This is a genomic window from Streptomyces sp. NPDC002935 (assembly GCF_040611295.1).
GTDB lineage: Bacteria > Actinomycetota > Actinomycetes > Streptomycetales > Streptomycetaceae > Streptomyces.
In genome coordinates this window covers 270,444-289,693 of record NZ_JBEXNW010000003.1, presented here as the reverse complement: position 1 = coordinate 289,693, position 19,250 = coordinate 270,444, and the positions used below count along the sequence as shown (strand labels likewise).

At 71.8% G+C, this 19,250-nt stretch carries 13 protein-coding genes; 7 read left to right on the top strand and 6 right to left on the bottom strand.

Annotated features, from left to right (window positions below):
* Positions 1 to 39 precede the first annotated feature (39 nt).
* On the bottom strand, positions 40 to 2,025 hold the full coding sequence (locus tag ABZX90_RS05295) for a translation factor GTPase family protein (protein ID WP_355201622.1): 1,986 nt from the start codon (positions 2,023 to 2,025) through the stop codon (positions 40 to 42).
* 226 nt (positions 2,026 to 2,251) lie between these two features.
* On the opposite strand from ABZX90_RS05295, the gene ABZX90_RS05290 reads away from it, so the two are divergent.
* Entirely contained in the window at positions 2,252 to 3,640 is a 1,389-nt protein-coding gene (locus tag ABZX90_RS05290; protein WP_355201620.1) for an XdhC family protein, read from the top strand.
* Positions 3,641 to 3,646: 6 nt separating this feature from the next.
* Here ABZX90_RS05290 and ABZX90_RS05285 read toward each other — a convergent pair whose 3' ends face one another.
* Both ABZX90_RS05285 and ABZX90_RS05280 read right to left on the bottom strand, forming a co-directional pair.
* On the bottom strand, positions 3,647 to 4,156 hold the full coding sequence (locus ABZX90_RS05285; protein ID WP_355201618.1) for a metallophosphoesterase: 510 nt from the start codon (positions 4,154 to 4,156) through the stop codon (positions 3,647 to 3,649).
* Positions 4,157 to 4,355: 199 nt separating this feature from the next.
* Complete coding sequence (locus ABZX90_RS05280; RefSeq protein WP_355201616.1) at positions 4,356 to 6,788, bottom strand: SpoIIE family protein phosphatase; 2,433 nt, start codon at positions 6,786 to 6,788, stop codon at positions 4,356 to 4,358.
* 367 nt (positions 6,789 to 7,155) lie between these two features.
* Here ABZX90_RS05280 and ABZX90_RS05275 point away from each other — a divergent pair, with 367 nt between their 5' ends.
* Positions 7,156 to 9,309: a SpoIIE family protein phosphatase gene (locus ABZX90_RS05275; protein ID WP_355201615.1), complete on the top strand. Its 2,154-nt coding sequence runs from the start codon at positions 7,156 to 7,158 to the stop codon at positions 9,307 to 9,309.
* Between the two features lie 208 nt (positions 9,310 to 9,517).
* Here ABZX90_RS05275 and ABZX90_RS05270 read toward each other — a convergent pair whose 3' ends face one another.
* The gene (locus ABZX90_RS05270) at positions 9,518 to 10,882 is read right to left on the bottom strand and encodes a S1 family peptidase (protein WP_355201613.1); all 1,365 of its coding nucleotides are present in this window, start codon (positions 10,880 to 10,882) and stop codon (positions 9,518 to 9,520) included.
* A 336-nt stretch (positions 10,883 to 11,218) separates the two neighbouring features.
* Between ABZX90_RS05270 and ABZX90_RS05265 the strand changes: the two genes are divergently transcribed.
* The 5 genes from ABZX90_RS05265 (at position 11,219) to ABZX90_RS05245 (ending at position 18,284) form a co-directional block, all read left to right on the top strand.
* Positions 11,219 to 11,632 (top strand): PaaI family thioesterase, encoded by a 414-nt coding sequence (locus tag ABZX90_RS05265; protein WP_355201611.1) that lies wholly within the window; start codon positions 11,219 to 11,221, stop codon positions 11,630 to 11,632.
* A 486-nt stretch (positions 11,633 to 12,118) separates the two neighbouring features.
* The gene (locus ABZX90_RS05260) at positions 12,119 to 12,334 is read left to right on the top strand and encodes a type A2 lantipeptide (RefSeq protein WP_351125311.1); all 216 of its coding nucleotides are present in this window, start codon (positions 12,119 to 12,121) and stop codon (positions 12,332 to 12,334) included.
* 91 nt (positions 12,335 to 12,425) lie between these two features.
* Complete coding sequence (locus ABZX90_RS05255) at positions 12,426 to 13,235, top strand: HlyD family efflux transporter periplasmic adaptor subunit (protein WP_351125314.1); 810 nt, start codon at positions 12,426 to 12,428, stop codon at positions 13,233 to 13,235.
* The gene (locus tag ABZX90_RS05250; RefSeq protein ID WP_355201609.1) at positions 13,232 to 15,454 is read left to right on the top strand and encodes an NHLP family bacteriocin export ABC transporter peptidase/permease/ATPase subunit; all 2,223 of its coding nucleotides are present in this window, start codon (positions 13,232 to 13,234) and stop codon (positions 15,452 to 15,454) included. The genes ABZX90_RS05255 and ABZX90_RS05250 overlap by 4 nt, the downstream gene beginning before the upstream one ends.
* A gap of 1 nt (position 15,455) precedes the next feature.
* Positions 15,456 to 18,284 carry an NHLP bacteriocin export ABC transporter permease/ATPase subunit gene (locus ABZX90_RS05245; protein ID WP_355201607.1) on the top strand — a complete coding sequence of 943 codons (2,829 nt, stop codon included), beginning with the start codon at positions 15,456 to 15,458 and terminating at the stop codon, positions 18,282 to 18,284.
* Between the two features lie 4 nt (positions 18,285 to 18,288).
* Here ABZX90_RS05245 and ABZX90_RS05240 read toward each other — a convergent pair whose 3' ends face one another.
* Both ABZX90_RS05240 and ABZX90_RS05235 read right to left on the bottom strand, forming a co-directional pair.
* Positions 18,289 to 18,825, bottom strand: coding sequence for an SRPBCC family protein (locus ABZX90_RS05240; RefSeq protein WP_355201605.1), 537 nt, complete (start codon positions 18,823 to 18,825; stop codon positions 18,289 to 18,291).
* Between the two features lie 6 nt (positions 18,826 to 18,831).
* Complete coding sequence (locus ABZX90_RS05235; protein ID WP_351125326.1) at positions 18,832 to 19,236, bottom strand: metalloregulator ArsR/SmtB family transcription factor; 405 nt, start codon at positions 19,234 to 19,236, stop codon at positions 18,832 to 18,834.
* Positions 19,237 to 19,250 lie beyond the last annotated feature (14 nt).

Sequence of the window (19,250 nt, the reverse complement as noted above, 5' to 3'; positions counted from 1 at the left end):
CACCGCCTCCTCGCGCGGCGCCGGAACCCGGCGGTCGGCTCACCCGCCGACCCGGCGCGTCAGGTTCAGCAGATACTCCTTGCGGTCCAGCGGGTTCAGATCGGTCCGGGGACGGTCCGGGATCGCGTCCTGCGCCACCGGCGCGTAGTGGTCGAAGGCGCATTCCAGCTCACCCTCGCCCCGCGTCAGCCCCGGGAGCTGCTGCTCCAGTTCATGCGCCCGCACCACCGGGAGGACACCCTCCAGCACACAGGAGGACCCGTGCAGCCGCGTGGTCCGCGGTACCGCGCGCTGCCTGGCCAGCAAGGGCAGCACAGCGGCGAGCGTGTCCGCCGGCGCCTCCAGACGGAAGTGGTGCATCGGCTCGTACACCTGGCTTCCGGCCGCCCGCAGCGCGTCCATCACCACCAGCGGGGTCAGGCCCCGGAAGTCGGCGCCCGTGCTGGACATGCTCTTGTCGAAGCCCTGGTGGGCGTGGCTCTGGCGCGGTGAATAGCCCGAATGCGTCATCGTGACCGTGCAGTCGGTGACCTGCCAGCCGTGCACGCCCTGCCCCAGCGTCTCCTTGACGGTGTCCTCGACCGCCTTGAAGAACGCGTACGGCATCGATCCGAGTTCGACCTCCAGGCGGAATTCCACGCCGGAGCCGGTCGGCGCCGGGTCGATGCGCAGTCCGACGGTCGCGAGAAACGGATTGGGGTCCTTCTTGTTGAACTCGACCGACGCTCCGGTTCCGAGGGGCCGTTCGACGCACAGGGGAGTCGTCTCGCGGAACAGGACGTCGATGCCGAACTCGTCCGCCAGGGTCGCCTGGAGGACTTCCTTCTGCACCTCGCCGTAGAGCGATACGGAGATCTCTCCCCGCAGGTCGTCGTGCCGGAGATCGATCAGCGGGTCCTGCTCGGCGAGCTGGGTGAGCGCGAGATGCAGCGCGCCCCTGTCGGCCGGGTCGGCGGGAGAGACGACGGTCTCCAGGGTCGGCGGGGCGAAGTGGTGTCCGCCCGCCGGCGAGGGCCTCGGTTCGCCGATGGTGTCGCCGATCCGGATCGCGCCGAGTCCCCACAGCTTGCCGATGCGTCCCGCGGTCACGCACGCCTCACGGACGGCCGAGCCCTGGTCGAAGACGCTGATCGCGGTGACCTTCCCCTCCGCTCCGTCGTGCAGGGCGAGCCGGTCCCGGGTCCGCAGCGTTCCGGAGAACATCCGCGCGTACGCGATCCTCTCCCCGGCCGCTCCCCGCTCGACCTTGAAGACGGTGCCCGACACCGGTCCGTCGGTGTCCGCCTTCGCGACGGGCAGCAACTCCCCGATCCCGGCGATCAGTTCGGCGATGCCCGCGCCGGTCATGGCCGATCCGAAGAACACGGGGTGCACCAGGGCCTCCCCGGTCTGCGCGACGAGAGCGGCGCGCAGTCGCTCGTACGACACGGTGTCCTCGACGTACGCGGCCAGCAGTTCCTCGTCGTGCTCGGCGAGCGGATCGAGGAGGTACGGCCCCAGCCGGGCCTCGGGGTAAGGGGTGAAGTACGCGGCGCGCGTGCCCGGTTCACCGACCTCGCCCATCGGGACGATCGCCGGGGTGAGCCGCTCGGAGATCTTCTCCAGGACATGCTCGTGGCGCGCCCCACGGCGGTCGATCTTGTTCACGAAGATCAGCGTGGGAATGCGCAACCGCTGGAGCGTGCGCATCAGGACGCGCGTCTGCGCCTGTACGCCCTCCACGGCCGAGACGACCAGGACGGCGCCGTCGAGCACGCCGAGCACCCGTTCCACCTCGGCGATGAAGTCCGGGTGACCGGGGGTGTCGATCAGGTTGACGGTGAGGTCGTCGATCGCGAAGGAGACGACGGCTGATTTGATCGTGATACCGCGCTCGCGCTCCAGCGCGAGGAAATCGGTCTGGGTGTCCCCGTCGTCGACGCTGCCGATCTCGTCGATGACCCCGACCGTGTGCAGCAGCCGCTCGGTCAGGCTTGTCTTACCGGCGTCTACGTGCGCCAGAATTCCCAGGTTGAGCATATGCACCGGGTGTCATGTCCTTCGAAGTGGGAGTGATTCCTTCCTGGGTGGACATGAACGGTGCGCGCATTTTCTGCTCCTCGATCCCGGTGAACGCTTCCCCCGTAGTCCAGCAGGCGGCCTCCCTCGACGGCAACGCATTAACGCTCCACGAAGGTCGGTCGCGGAGCGGATCCTTGACGGTGACCGGATCCTTGAGACAGACCCGCCCCCGCGGCGAGAGGAGCGGATGATGCGCGAGATCCTCCCGGCGCTGTACGAGTGGTACGCGGCCGGAACTCCGTTCGGGCTGGCCACGGTGGTGGCGGTCGACCGCAGCGCGCCCCGCGCGCCGGGGGCCGCCATGGCGGTGGGTCCCGGCGACGAGGTCGTCGGCAGTGTGTCCGGCGGCTGTGTGGAGGGTGCGGTGTTCGAACTGGCCCAGGAGGTGATCGCCTCGGGCGAGGCGCGCCTGGAGACCTTCGGGTACAGCGACGAGGACGCCTTCGCCGTGGGACTCACCTGCGGCGGTGAGATCACGCTGCTGGTCCGGCGGGTGTCGCCCGCCGACGACCCGGCCTTCGCGGCGGTGGCCGAGTCGGTGGCCGCGGGACGCCCCGTGACGGTGGCGACGGTGATCGACGGGCCCGCACCGCGCGGAGCCACGCTCGCCGTGTGGCCGGACGAGACGACGGTGCGGAACGAAGAACCGGGTCCGGACGCGGCGAGGGGGCGGGACGAGGGGCCGGGGCGGGACGCGACGACGGGCCGCGACGTGGAGCCGGGGCCGGACAAGGAGCCGGGGCCCGACAAGGTGCCGGGGCCCGACAACTTGCCGGGGCCGGACGAGGAGCCGGGGCCCGACAAGGAGCCGGGGCGGCCCGGCGCGGTGTCCGACGGGCCGCCCCGCCGGGTGGCCGACGGGCCGCCCGACCAGGTAGCCGGCCCGCACGGCCAGGTTGCCGGTTCGCTCGGCCAGGTTGCCGGTTCGCTCGGGTCGCCGGGGCTGGACGTCGCCGTCGCCGCCGACGCGCGTGGCGAGCTGGCCCAGGGTGCCACGGGGCAACGGCACTACGGCCCGCACGGCGAACGGCGCGAGGACGCCGTCACCGTCTTTCTGCACTCCTTCGCGCCGCCGCCGCGCATGCTGGTGTTCGGCGCGATCGACTACGCGGCCGCCGTGGCCCGCATCGGCGACTTCCTCGGCTACCGGGTCACGGTGTGCGACGCCCGTCCGGTCTTCGCCACCCCGAAGCGGTTCCCGGCGGGCGTGGAGGTCGTCGTGGACTGGCCCCACCGCTATCTGAGCGGCACGACGACCGACGCGCGCACGGTGATCTGCGTCCTGACCCACGACCCCAAGTTCGATGTGCCCCTGCTCGACGAGGCGCTGCGCCGCCCGGCCGCGTACATCGGGGCGATGGGCAGCCGTCGTACCCACGACGACCGCGTCGAACGGCTCCGGGCGTCCGGCGTGTCGGAGCGCGAACTGTCCCGGCTGCGCTCCCCCGTCGGCCTCGACCTCGGGGCGCGTACACCGGAGGAGGTGGCCGTGTCCGTCGCCGCGGAGATCGTCGCGCTGCGCTGGGGCGGCAGCGGGAGGCCCCTGACGGCGACGGGCGGGGCGATCCACCCGCGGTAGCCGTGATCAGCCGGTGCGCGGCGGCAACCGGTGAAGGGTCACGTCGGTGAGCCGGCCGTCGTCGGTCACCGTCGCCGTCATGTACGTGCGGTACGGCTGGCGGCGGCGGTCGGTCGGCGAGCCCGGGTTGAGCAGGCGCAGGCCGGTCGGCGCGGTGGTGTCCCAGGGGATGTGGCTGTGGCCGAAGACCAGGACGTCGAGGTCGGGGAAGCGTTCCGCGCAGCGCTGCTCGCGGCCCTGCGCGGCGCCGGTCTCGTGCACGACGCCGAAGCGCAGGCCGCCCAGCTCGGCGCGGGCGATCTCGGGGAGGCGGGCCCTGAGGTCGGGGCCGTCGTTGTTGCCGTACACCCCGATGACCTGTCGGGAGCGGGCCTCCAGCAGGTCGAGGGTGGCGGCGTCCACCCAGTCCCCCGCGTGGATCACGACGTCGGCGAGCGGAAGCTCGGCTAGCAGCGCGGCCGGGAGCTCTCTGGCCCGCTTCGGGAGGTGGGTGTCGGACAGCAGCAGGAGGCGCACCGCTTCAGGGTGTCACTCCGGTCGCCCCCTCGGTCGCCCCTTACGTGCCTCCCCGGGTCGCTCCGGGTCGCCCCGGGACGCTCTGGGTCGCTCAGGGTCGCTCCGGGTCGCTCTGGGTCCCCCCGGTGCGGCCCCGCGTCGCTCCGGCGTGATTCCACCTCGGTCCAGCGGTGGCGCGTCGTTCCACCGGGAACCGGCGTCAGTCCAGCGCGATCTCGCTCCAGACCTGCTTGCCGCCGCTCACCGGCACCGTTCCCCAGGTCGCCGACATCGCCTCGACGAGGAGGATGCCTCGGCCGCCGGTGGCCTCCCAGCCGATGCTGGTGGGCTTGATCGGCGTCCGGGGCGAGTTGTCGGCGACCGCGATGCGCAGGCGGTGGTTGATGAGGGTGAGGTCGAGCCTGACCTGCCCCTCGGTGTGCACCAGGGCGTTGGTGACGAGTTCCGAGACGATCAGCAGGGCGGCGTCCGTGAAGTCGCCGACGCCCCAGGTGCGCAGAGCGCGCCGGGTGTAGCGGCGGGCGTGCCGGACCGCCTCGGGGACCCGCCAGACGGTCCAGCTCTCGCGGAGCGGGAGCACCGCCATGCCGTCGTAGCGCATCAGCAGGAGGGCCACGTCGTCGCTGCGGTTGGCGCCGGTGAGCAGTGCGTCGGCCACGAGGCCGAGGTGGGCGGGGTCGGAGCCGGCCAGACCCGCGGCGAGCCGGTTCAGGCCGTCCTCGATGTCGAGCTCGACGGACTCGACGAGCCCGTCCGTGGTCAGCGCCACGATGGTGCCGGGCTGGAGCCGCAGCGGGCTCATGGGGAAGTCGGTCTGCCGGATGACGCCGAGCGGCGGTCCGACGTCCGATTCGGGGACCTCGGTACCGCCGTTCGGGTGACGCAGTACGGGTGGGAGGTGTCCGGCGCGCACGTACCAGGCGGACCCCTCCTCCATGTCGACATCCACATAGCAGCAGGTGGCGAAGAGATCGGTCTCCAGATCGAGCAGGAGCCGGTTGGCGTGCGAGACGACCACGTCCGGGGGGTGGCCCTCGACGGCGTAGGCGCGCAGGGCGGTGCGCATCTGGCCCATGAGGGTCGCCGCCGAGGCGTTGTGTCCCTGGACGTCGCCGATGACGAGGGCGACGTGGTTGTCGGGCAGCGGGATCACGTCGTACCAGTCGCCGCCGACGTCCAGGCCCGACGTGGTCGGCAGGTAGCGGGCGACGGCAACCGCGCCGGGGAGCCGGGGCAGCCTGCGCGGGAGCAGGGTCCGCTGGAGCATGCCGATCAGTTCGTGTTCGGCGTCGAAGGCGTGGGCGCGCACCAGGGCCTGCCCGGCGAGGCCGGCGGAGGCGGTGAGCAGGGCGCGCTCCTCGGGGCCGAAGTCGTGCGGCGTGTCCCAGCCGATCAGGCAGGCGCCGGCCATGCGTCCGCCCGCCGGCAGCGGCAGGACGGCGAGGCCGCCGGGGCCGACCTCGGCGAGGGCGGGTTCCAGGTCCGCGCCGGCGGGCCAGATGGCGGGGCGCCCCTCGTTGAGGGCCGCCGCGAGCGTGGGCATGGCCCGGACGGGGGCGTCGGGCCACTCGGAGCGCCATTCGCTGCGCCACAGCTCCGGCCAGTACTCCGGCTCGGGCGGGTCCAGAAGCGTGACGACGAGCCGGTCGCCCTCCAGCTCGGCGAGGGCGATCCGGTCGGCCTGGAGTGGTTTGCGCAGGGCCGTGACGACGGCCTGGCCGACATCGCGGACGGTGCCGGCGGTGGCGAGGGCGGCGGCGAGCCGCTGGACGCGGCCCACGTCGTTCAGGCGGGAGCGGAGCTTGGAGGCGTCGGAGACGGTGCCCACGAGCCGTGCGGGGCGCCCTTCGCCGGAGGGCAGCAGGCGGGCGCGCAGCCGAAGCCACTTGTGTCCGCCGGACGGCTGGAGGATACGGAACTCCAGTTCGCGTTCGCCGATGGAGATGTGGTCCGGTTCCACCGCGGACATCAGCGAGGGGAGGTCCTCGGGCACGGTCATCGACAGCAGGGTCTCGACCTTGCCGTCGAAGGCGGTGGAGCTGAGCCCGAACAGGTCGAGCACCTCGCCGTCGACCTCGACGTGTCCGGTGTCCATGGAGAGACTGAACGAGCTGGCGGGCAGTGCGGCCACGTCGTCCGGCAGCGGGGGCGGCGGGCAGATGGCGGCCTCGGCGAGCATCCCGAGGCAGGTCCGGTCCTCGGCCCCGAAGCCGTCGGGGTTCTCGCTGACGGCGACCATGCAGCCGTTGTCCCGCAGGGGGAGCACGGCCAGCGAGAAGTCCTGGGAGGTCAGCCTCCGGGCATCGCCGCAGCGGGCGACCTCGCCCGGTCCGAGCCAGCACGGCTCCCCGGAGCGCAGGGCTTCCGCGGCCGGGGAGCTGCCGGACAGCGCGTAGCTGTCGCGGAGCCCGTACAACGTCCTGGGCACCCCCGCGGACTCGGCCAGATGCAGTTCGCCGCCGCTCACGCTCGGTGAGTACACGGCGGCGACGGTCGCACCGGTGAAGACGAGTGCCTGTTCGAGCAGGCGGTGCAACCGTTCGCGCGGGTCGAGGTCCGCGGTGAGCGTCTTCAGGGCAAGTTCGGCGCGCGACGTTCTCGATTCGCGTTCCGCAGCACCCTCACTGACCACGCCGCAATTACAGCGCTTCCCGGGCTCGGGCGCAGCCCCTGTGACCGTTCCGAACCCGTCGGGCCTGCGGGGCAGCCCATACGGGACAGCCGATCGAACGAAATCGAACTCGTCTTGATTCATGTGTTTCGCACAGTGATCGGGTGACAGGCGTGACGGTCCGTGCTTCCCCGGCGGGCTGGAAGCCTCGGTGGCACGGGGCCCGACGCGCAGACAGACAGCGTTCCTGGGCGCCGACGAGGGGCATGGCCCGAGGCCTAGGAGCAGCGGCGCGGGTCCGCCGGCCTCGCTCGCCGTGCGGGATGGGCCTCCAGGAGGGAGCCTTGATCCCTGGAGGTGCGGAGGCCGTCAGCGGCCCCGCGAGGAGGTGGTCGGCGTGTCCGACGGGCAGGGGGCCGCACAGGCGCCGGCGAGTCGGCCGGCCCCGGTGGGACGGCCGCTGCTGTCGCTGACGCTGGCCGCGATGATGGACGACGTGCACGCCCACTCGGGAGCCGTGTACCTGCTGGCGTCCCATGAGCCGGTGCTGGAGATGGCGGTCTCCGCCGGTCTGCCGAGGGCCTTCGCCGCGCCGTGGGAGCGCGTGGGGCTCAGCGCGCCGATCCCGGTCGCCGAGGCGGTACGGGAGCGGCGGCTGATCTGGGTGGGGGGCGAGCAGGAGATGGCCCGCAGGTACCCCCGGATCGCGGTGGTGCTCCCCTACCCCTTCGCGCTCGCGGCGGTTCCGGTGGCGACGGCGACCACCGTGTACGGCGCCGCCTACGTGACGTGGCCCGGCTCGCACCCGACGGACCTCTCCGACCGGGAACGGCAGCACCTCACCGCCGCCGGCGACCGGCTCGCGCTGCGCCTGGAGCGGGCCACCGAGGAACACCGCCCGATGCGCCCCGAGTCCGACCTGCTCACTCCGCCCGCTGTGGCGTCGGCCGGCACGCTCGGCACGGTGGAGGCCGCACGGATGGTGGCGCGGCTGCCGTACGGGCTGTGCTCGCTGGATCTGCACGGGCGGGTCGGTTACGCCAACGCGGCGACGGCCGAACTGCTCGGCGTGCCCGTCAGCCGGCTTCTGGGCACCCAGCTGTGGGCGGCCGTGCCCTGGCTGAACGATCCGGTCTACGAGGACCGCTACCGGGCGGCGCTGATCAGCCAGCACGTGACCTCGTTCGTCGCGCTGCGCCCGCCGGGCGACTGGCTGTCGTTCCGCCTGTATCCGAGTACGAGCGGGCTGAGCGTCCGTATCTCGCGGGCCCGTCCGGTGTCCGAGATGACCCGGGCGGGGCCGCAGCCGCGCGACGGCAGCCATCGCCTGGTGACGATCTCCCATGTGCTGAGTCTGGCCAGCGCGCTGACCGAGGCGGCGGGCGTGCAGGACGTGGTGCAGCTGATCGCGGACGAGATCTCGCCCGCCGTCGGCAGTCAGGCCCTGGTCGTCCTCGGCAGCCGGGCCGGCCGCCTGCACGTGCTCGGGCATCGCGGCTATCCGGACCCGGAGGTCGTGGAGCGCTTCGACGGGCTGCCGCTGAGCGAGCAGACCCCGGGCACCCAGACGCTGAACACCGGTGTGCCCGCGTTCTTCGACTCGCGCGAGCAGCTGGAGCGCCTGTACCCGTCGCGGGAGGCGACACCCGACGGCATGGGCGCGTGGGCGTATCTGCCGCTGATCGCCTCCGGACGACCGGTGGGCACCTGCGTCCTCGGCTACGCGCGCTCCCATCACTTCGCGGCCGACGAGCGGGCGGTGCTGACCAGTCTGAGCGGGCTGATCGCGCAGGCGCTGGAGCGTGCCCTGCTCTACGACGCCAAGCTCCAGCTCGCGCAGGGTCTGCAGGCCGCGCTGCTGCCGAGCTCGCTTCCTCCGCTGGCCTCGATCGAGGCGGCCGCGCGCTATCTGCCGGCCACTCAGGGCATGGACATCGGCGGGGACTTCTACGACCTGGTGTCCTCGCACGGCCGGGCGGCGGCGGTGATCGGGGACGTACAGGGGCACAACGTGACGGCCGCGGGCCTGATGGGGCAGATCCGCACCGCCGTCCGCGCGTACACGGCGGTCGGCCAGGCGCCGGAGGAGGTGATGCGGAGCACCAACCGACTGCTCATCGACCTCGGCGCCGAGCTGTTCGCCAGTTGTCTGTATCTGCGCCTGGACCCCGCGCGCGGGGTGGCCGTGATGGCCCGCGCGGGTCATCCGCCTCCGCTGCTGCGCCGGCCGGACGGCCAGGTCAAGGTCCTCGACCTGGCCGGCGGGCCGCTGCTCGGGATCGACGCCGACGCCGTCTATCCGACGACGGAGGTGCCGCTCGTCCCGGGGTCCGTGCTCGCGCTGTACACCGACGGTCTGATCGAGTCACCGGGCGTCGACATCGAGGACGCCCTCGCCGACCTCGGGCGCCGGTTCGCCGCGGCCGGGGACCAGCCCCTGGACGAACTGGCCGACACTCTGCTCCAGCGGGGCGAGGAGGCCGTTCAGGAGCGGCCCGACGATGTCGCGCTGCTTCTGCTGCGGGTACGGCCGCTCGGCTGACACGGCTCGCGAAAGCCGACACGGCTCGCCGAAAGGGCGCAGGTCGATCGTGGAAACGGAGCGGGTCGATCGCGGAATGGGAGCGGTCCGATCGCGGAAACGGAGCGGTCCGACCCTCCCGCCGGAGGGCCGGACCTGTCCACTGCCGACCGGAATTCCCTGTTCCGTTGGCCGAGTCAGTGGTTCTTGATCGCCGGATTCACCGGCTTCAGGGGGTGGTCACCACGCCCGAGCCGTCGTCCATGCCCGCGCCGGACTGGTCGTGGACCGCGCCGTTCTGGTCACCCGCCGCGCCGTTCTGATCGGCGGCACCGGCTCCGGCCTGGTCGTCCGCGCCGGCTCCGGCCTGATCACCCGCGCCGCCCGCCGCGTCACTGGCGCTCGCGCTCGGGTCCACGGCGCCGCCGGCGCCCGCGTCCCCGGCGCCCGCGTCTCCGGCACCCGCGTCCCCGGCACCCGCGTCTCCGGCACCCAGCGTCGCGCCGACCGCCTGCAGCGCGGTGGTGACCGGCTGGAAGAAGGTCTCGCCGCCGACGGTGCAGTCACCGCTGCCGCCCGAGGTCAGGCCGATCGCGCTGCCGTCCTGGGTGAACAGGGAGCCGCCGCTGTCGCCCGGCTCGGCGCACACATCGGTCTGGATGAGACCGGTGACCGTGCCCTCCGGGTAGTTCACGGTGGCGTCGAGGCCGGTGACGTTGCCGTCGTTGAGACCGGTGGTGCTGCCCATCCGGAAGACCTGCTGGCCCACGGCGGCGTCGGCGGCCTGGTTGATCTGGACGGTCTGTCCATTGCCGACGTTCACCACGCTGTTGGCCTGCGTGTTCGGGTCGTCGTACTTGACGAGGGCGAAGTCGCCGTTGCCGGGGAAGGTGGCCTGGTCGACCGTGGCGATCGGCGCGCCGTCCTGCGCGTCCGACCACTTCGCGGCGGCGACACCGCAGTGGCCCGCGGTGAGGAAGGCCGGGCTGCCGTCGCCCGCCGTGACGTTGAAGCCGAGGGAACAGCGCGCTCCGCCGCCGAAGATGGCGTCGCCGCCGTCGACGAACGTCTTGAAGGTGCCCGCGGACTTCTTCAGGGTCGCCACGCCCGAGCCGAGGCCCTTGACGGTCGACTCCACCGTGTCCCACTTGGTGCCCGTGACAGTGGAGTCGGCGGTCACGCGGATCTCGTTGGTCTTCGGGTCCACGGACCACGCCGTGCCCGGGACCGTCGCGTCCGCCTTCAGCGTCTTGGCGGCGGCCTGCAGCTCGGAGGTGCTGTTCTGCACCTGGTGGGCTACGGCGCCGGCCTTCTCGATCTGATTGACGACGTTGCTGTTGTTACCGACGATGTTGATGACCAGCTGCTTGTTCGACGCGTCGTAGTACGACCCGGCGAAGGCGTCGCCCAGTTGGGAGGCGAGCATCGAGGCGACGTCCGAGACATCGGTCGACTTGAACGTTCTGGGGGTGGCGTCGTCCCCGTTCGACTGCGACGCGTTGGCGTTGGGCAGCAGAAGAGCCGCTGCTCCGAGCGCTGCCACGCCGCCCACCGCGATGGCGGCCTTGCGCTTGGGTATCCGTTTGTGACTCAACTCTTGACCTCCTGGGGACGGGGTCGATGCCGCCGTCCGGCAGCTGACTGGGGGGCGCCTGGTTGCCTGTTGATACGCGTGAGTCGCCCGAGGTGTTCAACTGCCATTGCAAATTGCGGGAGTTGGCCAACACAAAGTCATGGATTGCGGAGCCAATCGGGCCATTTCCGCCGCACGGGGCCGGGAACGGGGAGCAAGAGGGGAGCGCGCGAGCGGCGGGGGCCGGAAACGTCGGGCGGACAGCCGACGGCCGGGTGCGACGCGACCGACGGCCGGAACGGACAGGCAGTGGCGAGTACAAGGGAACCGGCGGCCGGAGCGGGAACAATGCGCCGTATGACGTTGACCCTCGCAGAAGCCGACAAGATCCTCTCCGCCAACTTCGCCCCCTGGGTGCTCGACCTCGGTCTGTCCGTGGTCGAGCTGGACGACCACCGCGCCGTCCTGCGGCTGCCATGGTCCGCACAGCTGGCCCGGGAGGGCGGCTCCCTGTCCGGCCAGGCCCTGATGGCGGCCGCCGACACGGCGACGGTGATCGCGGTCTCCGCGGCCCGCGGCACCTTCGTCCCGATGACGACGGTTCAGCAGTCCACGAGTTTCCAGCGGGCGGTGACGGACGCGGACGTGCTGATCGAGGCGGTCCTCACCAAACTCGGCCGCCGCATGGCCTTCGCGGACATCACGATGACCGCCGAGGGGTCGGCGGAGATCGCGGCGCGGGCGAGCACGGTGTACGCGATCCTCGGCTGAACGACGACGGCCGCACGACTCGGCCCGTCGGCACGGTGTGCAATCGATCGGCGACGTTCCGTCGCCGATCAAGAACGGAATCCCGGGTTCAGCGAATCTGCACAGCCCATACTCATCGAAGTCACCGCGTGCGATGGATCTGCACAGGCGCGCGCCCCCCTGCGTGCCATTGGGCCGGGACTGTCCCATTCGGTCCGGGAGCGGCAAGAGCTCCCGTGAATCGATGCCGCGCAGCTTGTGAAGAAGTCGCCGCAGAGGCGTGTGGGCGCCTGCACGGTTCCCCGCCCATGGAGCACAAGTGCCCAGGTGAGAGCCCTGGTTGATTGGAAGCCCGCCCCGCGGCCGTGCTTTGATCCGTTGCACCGCGGAGGTCGCAGCACAGCTTCCGGGAACGGAAGCCGCACCCCTGCGGTGGCGGCCGCCATCTGTCCCCCAGAGGGGGCCGCTCTCCCCCTTGTGAATATCCATATGAAGGGAAGTTCCATCATGAACTCCACCCCCCGTGTCGAGACCGCCGAGATCTCGGACGCCGACCTCGACAACGTCTCCGGCGGCCTCGCGCTGAACGCTGTCGGCACCGTCACCGGTCTGGTGGACGGCGTTGCCCCGGTCTCCGGCCTCCTCGGTACGGCCGTCGGCACCGTCGAGGGTGTGACCGGCCTGAACACCGCGCCGGTCTCCGGCCTGGTCGCCGGTCTCTGATCGCGTTTCACGCCGCTGAGTCCCGGAACCGCCCCACCGGTTCCGGGACTCTCGGGTGCCGTAGGCCTCTCGAACAGGTGAGGGAAGTCCCGTGCAGTTCCGCCAACAGGCCCTCGCCAAGCTGCGGTCGCCCGAAGAGCTCGACCTTCCGGTGCGTTTCGCCCGCCCTCAGGGCTGGCTCGTCCTGTCCGTGACGGTCGTCGCCATGGCTGCCGCGTCCGTGTGGGCCGTGACCGGCACCGTCACCTCCACGGTCGGCGCGCCCGCCGTCCTCACGCACGCGGAGGGCAGTTACATCCTGCAGAGCCCCGTCGCCGGCCAGGTCACCGCGGTCCTCGCCAAGGAGGGCGCACGGCTCCCCGCGAACGCCCCCGTACTGAAGGTCCGTACGGCACAAGGGGAAACGGCCGTCGTCCGCACGGTCGCCGCGGGCCGTGTCACCGCGCTCGCCGCCACCATCGGCGCGATCATCTCGACCGGCGCGAACGTGGCCGCCATGGAGAAGGTCGCCCACGCCGACGACCCGCTCTACGCGACGGTGTACGTCTCCGCCGGGAGCGCCGCCTCGATTCCCGCCGACGCCGCGGTCGACCTCACCGTCCAGTCGGTGCCGACCCAGCGCTACGGGGTACTGCGCGGCCATGTGAAAACGGTGGGCCGGAGCGCGCAGAGCCGACAGCAGATCGCCGCCTCCCTGGGCGACGACCAGTTGGGCGAGCAGTTCACCGAGAAGGGCCGGCCGGTGGCCGTCCTGGTCCGTCTCGACCGTTCGTCCGCCACCGAGAGCGGCCTGAAGTGGTCGTCCGCCGACGGACCGCCCTACCCGATCACCTCCATGACCCTGGCCACCGCTTCCATCCGGCTGGCCGGTCAGCGCCCTGTCGACTGGCTCCTGCCGTGACCGCCGCACCGGACACCCGGAGCAGACGGCGCGCCGCCCCGCCCCGGCGCAGCGTGCCCAAGGGCCGGGTCAAGGCCGTACGCACCCCCACCGTTCTCCAGATGGAGGCCGTGGAGTGCGGTGCGGCCTCCCTCGCCATGGTGCTCGGCCACTACGGCCGGCACATCCCGCTGGAGGAGCTGCGCATCGCGTGCGGTGTCTCACGGGACGGCTCACGCGCCAGCAACCTGCTGAAGGCGGCCCGCAGTTACGGCCTGACCGCCAAGGGCATGCAGATGGACACGGCCGCGCTCGCCGAGGTGCGGGGGCCCGCGATCCTGTTCTGGGAGTTCAACCACTACGTGGTGTACGACGGTGTGGGGCGCCGCTTCGGGCGCCGTGGCGTGCACATCAACGACCCCGGCAAGGGCCGCCGTTTCGTGCCGATCGAGGACTTCGACTCCAGCTTCACCGGAGTCGTCCTGGTGATGGAGCCGGGCCCCGACTTCCGCAAGGGCGGCCGCAAGCCCGGGGTGTTGGGCGCGATGCCGGCCCGGCTGCGCGGCACTTCGGGCACGATGCCCGCCGCCGTGCTGGCGAGTCTGCTCCTGGTGGCGGTCGGCGCGGCGGTGCCCGCGCTCAGCCGGACGTTTATCGACCAGTATCTGATCGGCGGTCAGAGTTCGCTGCTCGGCGTGCTGTTCGCGTCGATGGGTGCCTCCGTCGTGCTGACGGTGGTGCTGACCTGGTTGCAGCAGGCGAATCTGCTGCGTGGCCGCCTCATCTCCTCGACGCTCTCCAGCGCCCGTTTCCTGCGCCATCTGCTGCGGCTGCCGGTCACGTTCTTCTCCCAGCGCAGCCCGGCCGACCTCGTGCAGCGGCTCCAGTCGAACGACGCGGTGGCCGAGACCCTGGCCCGCGATCTCGCGGCCGCGGGTGTGGACGCGATCGTCGTCGTCCTGTACGCCGTGCTGCTGTACACGTACGACCCGCAGCTGACGGCCGTCGGCATCGGCGTCGCGCTGCTCAACGTGGTGGCAATGCGGGTGGTGATCCGGCTGCGCGCGACCCGCACCGCCAAACTCCGCGCCGACAGCGCCCGGTTGACCAACACCGCTTACACCGGGCTCCAGTTGATCGAGACGATGAAGGCCACCGGTGGCGAGGACGGCTACTTCCGCAAGTGGGCCGGACAGCACGCCACCACGCTGGAGGAGCAGCAGCGGCTCGGTGTGCCGAGCGCCTGGCTGGGGGTCGTCGCGCCGACGCTCGCGACGCTCAACAGCGCGCTGATCCTGTGGATCGGCGGGCTGCGCGCGGTCGAGGGGCATGTCTCCGTGGGTCTGCTGGTCGCCTTCCAGGCGCTGGTCACGCGCTTCACCGCGCCGATCACCCGGCTCAACGGTGTCGCGGGCCGCATCCAGGACTTCGCCGCCGACGTGGCCCGTCTCAAGGACGTCGAGAACTTCCGGGCCGACCCGCTCTACGCCCGCTCGGGCACCGGCGAGTCCACCCGGCGCCTTCAGGGCCATGTCGAGCTGGAGAACATCACCTTCGGCTACAGCCCGCTCGACAAGCCCCTGCTCACCGGGTTCTCACTGACGGTCGGCCCGGGCCGGCAGGTCGCGCTGGTCGGCGGCTCGGGCAGCGGCAAGTCGACGGTGTCCCGGCTCATTTCGGGGCTCTACGCACCGTGGGAAGGCACGATCCGTATCGACGGCCGGCGTCTGGAGGACATCCCGCGCGGCGCGCTCGCGGCCTCCGTGTCCTTCGTCGACCAGGACGTCTTCCTCTTCGAGGGGACGGTCCGCGACAACGTGGCGCTGTGGGATCCGTCGATCCCCGACGACGCGGTGGTCGCCGCCCTTCAGGACGCGGCGCTGTACGACGTCGTGACGCGCCGGCCCGGCGGTATCCACAGCAGGGTCGAGCAGGACGGGCGGAACTTCTCCGGCGGTCAGCGGCAACGCCTTGAGATCGCGCGGGCGTTGGTGCGCAGGCCCAGCATCCTGGTGCTCGACGAGGTGACCAGCGCCCTGGACGCGGAGACGGAGCAGACCGTCATGGACAACCTGCGTCGGCGCGGCTGTGCCTGTGTGGTGATCGCCCACCGGCTGAGCACCGTGCGGGACAGCGACGAGATCGTCGTCCTCGAACACGGCACGATCGTGGAACGCGGGCGGCACGAGGCACTGTTGGCGGCCGACGGTCCGTACGCCGCTCTGGTCAGGGAGCGATGAGATGACCACGGTTCACGAGGGCGTCCACGAGGGCGACGTCGTACTCGGCGCGCTCGGCGGCATGGGGACCCGGGTCGACTGCGCGGGGCTGAGCCGCCTCGATCTGGAGGGCCCGCAGGTCCTGTGGCTGGTGGCCGCGGGTGCCATGGACCTGTTCGCGGTCGACGCCGCGGAGCAGGGTCACTGGCATCACCTCGGCCGGCTCGAGGCGGGATCCCTGCTGCTCGGCCCGGTGGCGGGCCCCCAGCACACCCTGGTCGGGCGGCCGTTGCGCGACTGCGTGGTGCACCGGATCGGGTTGCGCGAGCTGTACCAGCCGGCCGACACGGCGACCTGGTCGTACGACGAGTACGGCAACCCGCGGTACACGCCGCCGACGACGAGCCCGCTGGAGTACGCGCTCGCGCTCGGCGTCGGACGCAGTCTGTCCATCCTCTTCCAGGCGCCGATGGCGACGGAGAACGCGGCGGCGCCCACCGACGACGACGTCTTCTGGATGCAGGTCCCGCCGGGAAGTGTGCAGTACGGCTCCCTGTACGGGGCCGAGGCGGCGGCCGACCTGCTGATGGACTCCGGCGTCTGGCAGGGCATGGTCGACCAGCAGTACCGGCTGCTGTCCACGCTCGACCGCTGGATCGAGCAGGTCGAGGCCGGTCACGAGGACCGTACGGCGGCGGGCATCAAGGCCGGTGAGGCCGTTCGCGCCCAGGCCGACCGCACGCTGCTCGCCTCGATCGGCAGATCGTCGGCGAAACGCCCGACCGCGGCCGACGCGGACGCATCGTACGCGGCCTGCGCGCTGGTCGCCCGCGCGGCCGGGATCACCCTGGCCGAGCAGGCGCAGAGCGGCACGGAGAGCGACCGGCTCGACCCCGTGGAGCGGATCGCGCTCGCCTCGCGCGTCCGTACACGTGCCGTACGGCTCGACGGGCGCTGGTGGCGCGACGACATCGGCCCGCTGGTCGGCCACCGGGCGGTGTCCGGCGCACCGGTGGCACTGCTGTGGCGGCGCGGCGGATATGTGGCCGTGCAGCCGTCGTCCGGGCGGGAGACACCGGTGGAGAAGGCCAACGCGGCGGAGTTCGAGCCGCGGGCCGTGATGTTCTACCGGCCGCTCCCCGAGCGTCGGCTGAGCCCGCTGAGGCTGCTGCGGTTCTGTATGACGGGTACCGGCGGAGACCTGCGCAACCTCGCGATCAGCGGTCTGGTGACCGTCGCGATCGGCGCGCTGGTGCCGATCGCGACCGGCAAGGTGCTCGGCGAGTACGTGCCGAAGGCCCAGCACGGCCTCATCGTGCAGGTCTGTCTCGCGCTCATGGTCACCAGCGTGGTGTCGGCGGCGTTCATGCTGATGCAGAACCTCACCCTGCTGCGGATGGAGGGCCGGATCGAGGCGAGTCTCCAACCTGCCGTCTGGGACCGGTTGTTGCGGTTGCCGACGGCGTTCTTCGCCTCCCGCTCGACCGGTGAGCTCGCCGGCGCCGCGATGGGCATCAGCGCGATCCGCCGGCTTCTCGCCGGTGTCGGCCCGACCCTCGCGCAGGCGGGCACGGTCGGCGCGATGAACCTGGGGCTGCTGCTCTGGTACAGCGTGCCCATGGCGCTGGCCGCGATCGGGATGCTCGTGGTCATCGCGTCGGTGTTCCTCGGTCTCGGTCTGTGGCAGGTGCGCCGGCAACGCAGCCTGGTGGTGCTGAGCAACAAGCTCAACAACCAGGCCTTCCAGACCCTGCGCGGCCTGCCCAAACTGCGGGTCGCGGCGGCCGAGAACTACGCGTACGCGGCCTGGGCGGGCGAGTTCGCCCGCAGCCGTGAGCTCCAGCGGCAGGTCGGCCGCATCAAGAACCTGACGACGGTGATGGGCGCGGTGTATCTGCCGCTGTGCTCCCTGCTGATGTTCATGCTCTTGGCGGGTCCGGCGCACGGCTCGCTGTCGGCCGCCGACTTCCTCACCTTCAACACGTCGATGACGATGCTGCTGACCTCTGTCACCCAGATCACCGGCGCGTTCGTCTCGGCGGCGGCCGCGCTGCCGATGTTCGAGGAGATCAGGCCGGTGCTCGACGCGACGCCCGAGGTGCGCGTGGCGAGCACCCGTCCCGGTGTCCTGTCCGGCGGGATCGAGGCACGGCGGCTGTCGTTCCGGTACGCCGACGACGGTCCGCTCGTCCTCGACGACGTGTCGTTCGACATCCGGCCGGGCGAGTTCGTGGCGATCGTCGGACCGAGCGGCTGCGGCAAGTCCACCCTGCTGCGGCTGCTGATCGGCTTCGACAGGCCGGTGTCGGGCAGTGTGCTGTACGACGGCCAGGATCTGGGGGCGCTCGACCAGTCCGCCGTACGCCGTCAGTGCGGTGTGGTGCTCCAGCACGCGCAGCCGTTCACCGGGTCGATCCTCGACTGCATCTGCGGCACCGAGCCGTACACGCCGGAGGAGGCGATGGCGGCGGCCGAGATGGCGGGGCTGGCCGAGGACATCAGGCGGATGCCGATGGGCCTGCACACCCTCGTGGCGGGCAGCGGCGCGATCTCGGGCGGCCAGCGCCAGCGTCTGATGATCGCCCAGGCGTTGATACGACGGCCGCGCATCCTCTTCTTCGACGAGGCGACCAGCGCCCTCGACAACGCCACGCAACGCACGGTGATCGAGAGCACCAAGGCGCTCAACGCCACCCGGGTCGTGATCGCGCACCGGCTGTCGACGGTGCTCGACGCGGACCGTGTCATCGTGATGGAGGAGGGCCGCGTCGCCCAGCAGGGCCCGCCCGCACAGCTGCTGGCGGACACGGGCGGGCGACTGCACGAGCTGGTGCGACGGCAGCTGGCCTGAGCGGTCAGTCGACTCCCGGGACCGGGGCGCCGGAGGGGACCCCCGCGTCGACGTAGATGCTGTAGATCTCCTTCCAGGGCGTGTTCCCCCCGGCGTGCGGGCCCCCGGACCGCTCGCCGCGCGCCGTCGCGTCGAGCGCGGTGAGGCACACCTCCCAGCCGGCACCGTTGCGGGCGGCCGTGTTCGGCTCGGCGAGCACGTTGGTGAGCGTGAAGCGGGTCCGCCGGTCGTCGAGGGCTTCGAGGTCGAAGCGCAGTTCGTCGCCGCCCCACTCGAAGGAGAGATGGCGGGGCGGGTCGACGGCGAGGACACGGCCCGTCGACTCCGGCATGTTCGGATCGCCGCTGAACGTGATCGTGCCGCCGGGGCGCAGTTCCATCTCGGCGCGGGAGGGGAACCACGCGGCGAGTTCGTCGGGGTCGGTCACGAACCGCCAGACCCGGTCGACGGGGTGGTCGTAGGTGCGGCTGAAGCGGACGGCGGGGCGGCCGTCGTCCAGGGTGAGGTAGGTCCCGGTGAGGGCGGTGGTCTCGGCGGACATGGTGGCTCAGTCCTTCGGTGAGGGTGCTTCGCCGTTCGGCTGCCTTCTGTCGTGCGGGAACGGCTCTTCGGCAGGGTCCGACGGCTCGCCCTTGGCCCTGTCCGGACCTCCGTCCAGGCGGCGGCCGAGGGCGTCCAGGCTCTCGTTCCACAGGGTGCGGTACGGGGCGAGCCAGGCGTCGAGTGCGGCGATCGGGGCCGGATCGAGAGCGTAGACCCGGCGTTGCGCGTCCTGTCGTACCCGGACGAGCCCCGCGTCGCGCAGCACCCGCAGATGCTTCGAGGTGCCCGGCTGACTGAGCCCGCACGCCTCGACGATCTCACCGACGGCCCGCGGGCGCTCCAGGAGCAGCGCGACGATGGCCCGCCGGTGGGGGTCGGCGAGGGCGGCCCAGAGGGAGGCGTCGGACATGGCTTCAATATGCC

What these genes read in the sequence shown, in the direction of transcription:
- ABZX90_RS05290 (WP_355201620.1), top strand. Translation starts at nt 2,252, where the DNA reads ATGCGCGAGATCCTCCCGGCGCTGTACGAGTGGTACGCGGCCGGAACT.
- ABZX90_RS05265 (WP_355201611.1), top strand. Translation starts at nt 11,219, where the DNA reads ATGACGTTGACCCTCGCAGAAGCCGACAAGATCCTCTCCGCCAACTTC.
- ABZX90_RS05260 (WP_351125311.1), top strand. Translation starts at nt 12,119, where the DNA reads ATGAACTCCACCCCCCGTGTCGAGACCGCCGAGATCTCGGACGCCGAC.
- ABZX90_RS05245 (WP_355201607.1), top strand. Translation starts at nt 15,456, where the DNA reads ATGACCACGGTTCACGAGGGCGTCCACGAGGGCGACGTCGTACTCGGC.
- ABZX90_RS05240 (WP_355201605.1), bottom strand. Translation starts at nt 18,825, where the DNA reads ATGTCCGCCGAGACCACCGCCCTCACCGGGACCTACCTCACCCTGGAC.
- ABZX90_RS05235 (WP_351125326.1), bottom strand. Translation starts at nt 19,236, where the DNA reads ATGTCCGACGCCTCCCTCTGGGCCGCCCTCGCCGACCCCCACCGGCGG.